The sequence below is a fragment of the Roseovarius sp. genome (assembly GCF_018066915.1).
Taxonomy (GTDB): domain Bacteria; phylum Pseudomonadota; class Alphaproteobacteria; order Rhodobacterales; family Rhodobacteraceae; genus Roseovarius.
The window spans coordinates 1-5,795 of sequence record NZ_JAGPVV010000224.1 but is presented as its reverse complement, the minus strand read 5'-3'; the positions used below and the strand labels follow the sequence as shown (position 1 = coordinate 5,795).

Here is a 5,795-nt window from a genome sequence, read left to right as displayed (position 1 = left end):
CAATGTGTTCGATCATTCCGGCACGCCCGGCGGCTGGACCGGCGGCATGGCGCAGAGCGAAGATCTGTTGATCATGGCGCAACGCATCATGGGGGCGACCGAGGCGCAGGCGCTCTTTGCCGAGGCCGCCAAGCGGCAAGGGCTGGCGGGGTATCTGCCCGAACCCAGCCCGACGTTCCTGCAAGAGCTGGAGCGGGAATTGTCGGGGTCGGTCGGGGCCGCCACGGCGCATGCCATGATCAGCCAGATTGTCGGGGGGGCTGCGGTCTCGGTCGAGGATCTGATGGCGGTGGCGGATGAAACCGCACAGATCATGGAATATTCCAGCCAGCTCGAGGCGAAATCACAGGAACTGGCCCGCACCGCGCGACAACTCCGTCAGGCCAATGAAAAGCTGACCCAGCTTTCGGTGCAAAAGGACGGGTTCCTGAGCCAGATCAGCCATGAGCTGCGCACGCCGATGACCTCGATCCGCGCCTTTTCGGAAATCCTGCGCGATACCGGCGATCTCACACCAGAGGAGCAGAGCAAATATGCCTCGGTCATCCATGACGAGGCGGTGCGCCTGACGCGGCTCTTGGATGATCTTCTGGATCTCAGCGTGCTGGAAAACGGACAGGTCGTGCTGCATGTGCAGACCGGGTCGCTGGCCGACCTTCTGGACCGGGCCGAGCGCGCGGCTGGGGTGCAGGGCGGCACGCTCCGGGTAATGCGCGACCGTGTGGCGGAATCCGTGGAATTGACCACAGACCTCGATCGGCTGGTGCAGGTCTTTATCAACCTCATCGCCAATGCGCGCAAATATTGCGACGGCCAGCCGCCGGTGCTCACGATCCGGACCAGCGTGGCGGACGGGCAGTTGGTGATCGACTTTACCGACAACGGATCGGGCATCGCACCTGCGCAACAGGCGGTGATCTTTGAGAAATTCTCGCGTATCGGCCAACACAAGGCAGGCGGCGCGGGCCTTGGCCTCGCGATCTGTCGCGAGATCATGGCGCGGCTGGATGGCGCGGTCAGCTATTTGCCAGGGCAAAAGGGGGCAGCGTTCCGCGTGACGTTGCCACTGGCGGCGCGCATGGCGGCGCAGTAGCCCCGGTCAGTTTTCTCACGCGCCTAAAGGAAATCGTAACCATGCCCGCCTAGGGTCTCCCCAAGAGCTTCAGAAAGGGGCGATGGCGCAGGGTATGGGATCGCAGGATCACAGTTCGGTCATTCAGCGGATGGCGCAGGCGGCGCGGGACGGCTTCGACAGCCGCCAGATGTCGCCGGCCAAGGCGCTGCGGCTGGCCTTGGCGCGCGCGGCGGATGCGCTCTTTGGTCTTGGCCTGACCGTGGCCACAGTGGAACAGCGGCGCGTGCCCCTCGCCGATGTCGGGCGCACCTTGGGCGACGACGGGCTATTGGTGCTGCTGGAGGGCGGGGGCGGCGCGCGCGGCGCGCTCTGTCTTGATTCGCAAATCCTCGCCGGGTTGATCGAGGTGCAGACCACCGGTGCCGTGCGCCCCGGTATGGCGCGGCCTCGTGTGGCCACCCGCACCGACGCGGCGATGGTCGCACCGCTTATCGACGCGATTCTGGCCGAGTTTGACAGCCAGTTGGCCGAAGACCCCCAGACGCATCCCCCGCGCCACTTTGGCTATGGCGATCTGGTCGAGGATCTGCGCGGCCTCGCACTTTTGCTGGTGGCCCCGGATTTCGACCTGCTGCGCCTCACCGTCGATCTGGGACCGGGATCCAAGACCGGGCGTCTTGACCTGCTCTTGCCTGTGATCCCGCCACCTGCGCGCACACCCTCAGGCAAGACCGCGAGCACCAAGGTCGCGGCACCTGCCCATCTCGAAGAGGTTGTGACCAAGGCGCCAGTGGTGCTTGACGCCGTGATGGCGCGGCTGCGCCTGCCGCTGCGCGATGTTCTGGCGCTCAAACCCGGCGATCTGCTGCCCATCCCGCGCGAGGCGCTGAGCGAGACACAGCTTATCGGCACGCGGGGGCATGTCGTGGCCGCCGCACAGCTTGGTCAGATGAACGGATGGCGCGCGCTGCGCCTGATTTCGGGCGGGGCCATGCCGCTTCCTGACACGCCCGACGCAGAGCCCGCCCCCGCCCCATCCTCGCCCCGCAAAGGCACCGATCTTGTCCCCCTATCCGGTCCTGATCAAAGCCGGGAACCAGCATGATCCGGCGTCCTGACGCCGATGCGCGCTGCGCTTGACTTCGATCAATGACCGAAACACCGCGCTCTGATAGGATACCCAAAATAGAGGAGGCTTCGGATGTTGGAGACAGAACAGTATCGGTTGGCGCTGATGGCACGGCTCGGCGAATTGGACAAACGCCTCCATTCCATCGAAGGAGAACTCGATTCGGCCAAATCCAAGGATTGGGATGACGCCGCGATCGAGCGTGAAGGCGATGAGGTGCTGGAGCATCTGGGCCAGCACGGTCAGGACGAAGTGGCGCGAATCCGCGCAGCGCTCGACCGTATCCGCAAGGGCACGTTTGGCACCTGCGCCCGCTGTGAAGAGCCGATTGCCGCTGATCGTCTGGATATTCTGCCAGAAACGCCGCTCTGCCGAACCTGCGCTGCACAGGTTTCGTGATCCGGTCACGCTTCTGTTACGGGGTCTCGATAAAGTGTCGAACTGCGGCGGGAAACACGCTAGAGTTGTATTGCCACCAGGGAGGACGACCATGACCAACACACGCACCGAGCTTGACCGCCTTGAGCATCAAATTGGACAGGCCAACCCCGACATCCGCCACAAGCTGGAGCCGCAATTGCGCCGCATGATCGAACGGCTGCACGAAGAGGGCATGTCCGTGCCGGACGAGACCAAGAGCCTGCACGAGCTGCTGCTGTGCGAGGCCATCGAGGCACAGTTCGACAACATGCCGGTGTGAAACCGCCGCTTTTTCCGTCCCACGCTTGCGCACGGGGAAATTCCCCTTAGAACTTGTGCGCAGAAGCGTTTGACGGGTGGGGCGGTGTGACAGGGCAAATACGCCAGGAACTGCGCGACGGGGTGGCGATCCTGCTGTTGGATCGCCCCGTGGCCAATGCCCTTGCACCAGAGCTGCGCGCCGATCTTGCCCGCGCATTGACGCAGGCGGCAATATCGACAGAGGTGCGCGCCGTGGTTCTTGCGGGGGCCGGGGCCGGATTCTCGTCTGGCGTGGATCTCACGGAATATGACGGACCGCTGGCAGAGCCTTGGATTGATACGCTTTGTGATCGGATCGAGGATCTCACCAAACCGGTGATTGCCGCCCTTCAGGGGGCCACCTTCGGTGCCGGTTTGGCGTTGGCCTTGGCAGCCCATGCGCGCGTCGCACAGGCCGACGCGCGGCTTGCCTCTCCCGAAATCACCCTTGGCATGGTGCCCGGTGGCGGCGTGACGCAGCGATTGCCGCGGCTTCTGGGTGCACAGGTGGCGCTTGAGGTGATGCTGGGGGGGCAGACCCTGCGCGCCTCTGATCCGCGCCTCAAGCGTCTCTTTTCCCAGATCACCTCTGATGATCCCCTGCCCGCTGCTGTCGAACTTGCACGCAAGCTGGCCGATCAAGGCCACTGGCGCCGCAGCCACGAGGCCACGCGCGGCCTCTCTGATCCGGCGGGCTATCAGCGCGCCATCGCCACTGTCGCCGAACGCCTCAAGGGACAAACCGGTGCCGCGTCGGACATTCTGCGTGCGGTTGAGGCGGCACAGCTTTTGCCGTTCCCGCAGGGATTGGCCTTTGAGGCAGCGCTCTTCGAGGACCGGCTGCGCAGCCCCGAGGCGCGGGCGCAGCGGCATATCTACGCCTCCGAGCGGCGCGCATCAGGCATGCCAGAGCGCGCGCAGGCCCCCACGCGCGACATGACCCGTATCGCCCTCGATGGGGCGCGACTCGGGGATGTGGCGCTGCTCCTGCTTGAGGGCGGCAAGGAGGTGCGCAGCGATGCGCCCGATCTGCGCGCCAACGTGTCCGGCGCGCTCGACGGATTGGTGAAACAGGGCAAGATGGACGCCTCAACGCCAGCAGCCTATCTCGCGCGATTGCAGAGCGGTTCAGGCGCTGCCGATCTGGCGCTCAGCACGCGCGGTTCAGAGGTCGAAGGTGCGGCAGTAAACGTGCCCCTCGATGCCGGGCGCGGACTGGCGGGGGCCGCCTTGGGTCTGCGGCTCTACCGACCGGCGCAGACCCTTCGGCTCGCGGAACTCGCCGTGTCCGAGGCCGCCGATCCCAGCCATGTGGCCAGCCTTGCACGGCTCTGCGCCGGGCTGGGCGTGACAGCGGTGCGCGCGGCGCAACCTGCGGCGGGGCCGGGGCTGGGTCATGTTCTGATGGGCGCAGTTGCTCTGGCCGGGCTCGAGATGGTGCGCCTAGGCCTGACACCGCAACGCGTGGATCAGGCGGCGCAGCGGCTCGGATTTCGCGCGGGGCCATTCCTGATGATGGATTTCGACGGTTTGCCGCTGATGGCGGCACGGCTGCGCGCGGTCGCCGAATGGCTGGGTTGCCAGGCCCCCGGCGCCGATGATCCGCTGGCCGAACGGCTGGCCAAAGGGGCGGTGGGCCGCGCGGTCGGGCGCGGGTTCTATGACCACCCGAGCGAGGGGCCGCGCCCCGCCAAGAGCATGGCCGGGCCGGGGCGCGATCCGGCCGAGGTGCTGGGTGCCGTGCCACCACGGCACGCGCTGCACGCGGCACTTGTTGGCGCAGCGATGCAGCTCTTGGCGCGCGGCGCGGTGCAGCGCGCCTCGGATCTCGATGTGCTGATGGTGCGCGGTTATGGCTATGAGCGCGCGCGCGGCGGGCCACTCTTTGCCGCCGATCAGCGCGGGATGCTCGCAATCCTGCAGGATTTCAAGGCCCTCTCCGCGTTTGGCACTCCGCTCTGGCAGGTGCCGCCGATGCTGCGCGAGATGGTCAAGAATGGCGAGGGGTTCTTTGGTCGGCGGGCCGATACCTGAAATGATCAGCCGAGCAGGATGCCGACAACGACCATCATCAGACCGATCACCGACAGGAACAGCGCGCCCGTGTTGAGCGGCACGATCTTTTGCACCGCCGCGCGCAATTCTGCATCCGGCAGACCTGCCTTGCGGGCACGCCACACCTTGACGATGCACCAGATCAACGTGGCCAGACCAGCCAGCGACAGGGCGGCCCCAGACCAGATCATATACTCCATCGTCACCTCCCCGGCTCTTTACCGCCCCGGCGCTAGAGCAATTTTTCCGCCATTGCAAGCCGCGCCGCAGATGTCCCTTGCACCGCATCCGGCGCGGCGCTAGTCAGAAACCCCAACCGACCGGAGATCAGGCCATGGACGATATGAATTCCGACAGCAACTACCGCGTTACCGCCGATGAGTTGCGCCAGTTCATCGAACGGTTCGAGCGGCTCGAAGCCGAGAAAAAGGACATCGCCGACCAGCAAAAGGAAGTGATGGCCGAGGCCAAGGGGCGCGGCTATGACACCAAGGTCATGCGCAAGGTGATCGCGCTGCGCAAGCGCGACAAGGACGATATCGCCGAAGAAGAGGCGGTATTGGAGATGTATAAAGAAGCGCTCGGGATGGCCTGAGGGTTTTCTGCCGCGTGACACCGTAACGATTGCAAAAGGCGCGCCCTATGGCGCGCCTTTTGGTGTTTGCCGGTGATCTTGCGTTAACGCAGGCCCCGCCACCCCTTCGGTCCGGGTATCACCCAAGACCCACAGCATCATCGACTTGAGGCCGCGCCACGGGCAGTTTGCACCTCAATGCAATACTGACAAGTGGTGAACGCCGTGACCAAGATCGACCA

7 protein-coding genes are annotated in these 5,795 nt (G+C 65.2%); 6 read left to right on the top strand and 1 reads right to left on the bottom strand.

From position 1 onward, the window contains the following. From KBT70_RS12560 to KBT70_RS12540, 5 genes are all read left to right on the top strand, one after another. Positions 1-1,093: HAMP domain-containing sensor histidine kinase (locus KBT70_RS12560; protein ID WP_296633847.1), on the top strand; the 1,093-nt coding region annotated here is incomplete at its 5' end. An 82-nt stretch (positions 1,094-1,175) separates the two neighbouring features. Continuing rightward, entirely contained in the window at positions 1,176-2,180 is a 1,005-nt protein-coding gene (locus KBT70_RS12555) for a FliM/FliN family flagellar motor switch protein (RefSeq protein ID WP_296633843.1), read from the top strand. Positions 2,181-2,276: 96 nt separating this feature from the next. Further along, entirely contained in the window at positions 2,277-2,603 is a 327-nt protein-coding gene (locus KBT70_RS12550; RefSeq protein ID WP_296633838.1) for a TraR/DksA C4-type zinc finger protein, read from the top strand. Positions 2,604-2,694: 91 nt separating this feature from the next. Next, a complete protein-coding gene (locus KBT70_RS12545) occupies positions 2,695-2,904 on the top strand; it encodes a hypothetical protein (protein ID WP_296633834.1) in 210 nt (69 codons plus the stop codon). An 86-nt stretch (positions 2,905-2,990) separates the two neighbouring features. Further along, a complete protein-coding gene (locus KBT70_RS12540; RefSeq protein WP_296633830.1) occupies positions 2,991-4,958 on the top strand; it encodes an enoyl-CoA hydratase-related protein in 1,968 nt (655 codons plus the stop codon). A gap of 5 nt (positions 4,959-4,963) precedes the next feature. On the opposite strand, the gene KBT70_RS12535 is transcribed toward KBT70_RS12540, so the two are convergent. Next, positions 4,964-5,179, bottom strand: a complete 216-nt coding sequence (locus tag KBT70_RS12535; protein WP_296633853.1) for a hypothetical protein — start codon at positions 5,177-5,179, stop codon at positions 4,964-4,966. A gap of 134 nt (positions 5,180-5,313) precedes the next feature. Here KBT70_RS12535 and KBT70_RS12530 point away from each other — a divergent pair, with 134 nt between their 5' ends. Continuing rightward, positions 5,314-5,574, top strand: coding sequence for a DUF2312 domain-containing protein (locus tag KBT70_RS12530; RefSeq protein WP_296633826.1), 261 nt, complete (start codon positions 5,314-5,316; stop codon positions 5,572-5,574). Positions 5,575-5,795: the final 221 nt, after the last annotated feature.